The following is an 829-nucleotide window of genomic DNA, read 5'->3' as shown; positions in this document are numbered from 1 at the left end:
TTCAACTTGGCCAAGGATTTTCGCTGCATGCGCCGAGTCGTCTGTCAGCTCGGCGTCGAGGAACCGGACAACCTTCGCGTTACTCCGGCCGATGAACTCTTGGCGCATCGTCAGCAAATACGTAAGCGCGTCCTCCGAAGTCACCTTCTCCTCTAAAGAACGGATTGATTCACTCTCTGACTTTTCTTTTGCTCCACTGAGGTCAATTACGTATTGCATTGAAATCACTTCTCCTTCTAGGTAGGGAAGGTAGGGGCCTTTCGGGCCCCTACCTAAAGTTATAGGGAGTTGACTGGACTATTTTCGTCTAGGCCGCTTGGGTCCTTGTGATCGGCAAAGTTCTACGCCGATTGCAAAGAAAAGGGCCCAAGCAAGCTCTTCAACTCGTTGATTGTCAAATATGGCGATTCCGAGCAAGAAAATGCTCAAAATCGCGATGATCAAAACTCGAACTCTGTCCATGAGTCCCGTCTCCTTCACAATAAATGCGAGGCGTGATGGGCTTTAAGAGCGTGTACGAGATATAGAAATTGATGCGCAACTCTCCCGCTAAATGGGGAGTCGGTATTGCATCGGCGCAGCGAAGAAAGAAGCTTCGGGCGTATGAAGGTAGAAGATTTGAAGATCTCAAGCGTCTAAGAATTGAGGAATCTTGGCGTTGGAGTGACAAGCATTGAAGTTTTTTGGAATCCGAGCGTTTCGGCATCGAGGATTAGTGGCTCAAGAGAATGTGAGCATAAGTGCGTGAAAGGCGACTTGGCTACGAAGTCTTGGAGCATGTGGGACCAGAGGCCCACGCACATACTGTGCAGGTCAGATACTATCATGC

General features: G+C 49.2%; 1 protein-coding gene. It reads right to left on the bottom strand.

What is annotated here, in order from left to right; genetic code table 11:
• Nucleotides 1-219, bottom strand: a 219-nt coding sequence (locus tag JF66_RS24835; protein ID WP_035880877.1) for a hypothetical protein, incomplete at its 3' end; no start/stop codon positions are given.
• Between the last annotated feature and the right edge of the window lie 610 nt (nt 220-829).

This window comes from Cryobacterium sp. MLB-32, assembly GCF_000738085.1.
In the GTDB taxonomy this organism is placed as follows: domain Bacteria; phylum Actinomycetota; class Actinomycetes; order Actinomycetales; family Microbacteriaceae; genus Cryobacterium.
Note: the sequence above shows the minus strand (reverse complement) of the source record. Positions and strands in the feature narration are given on the sequence as shown.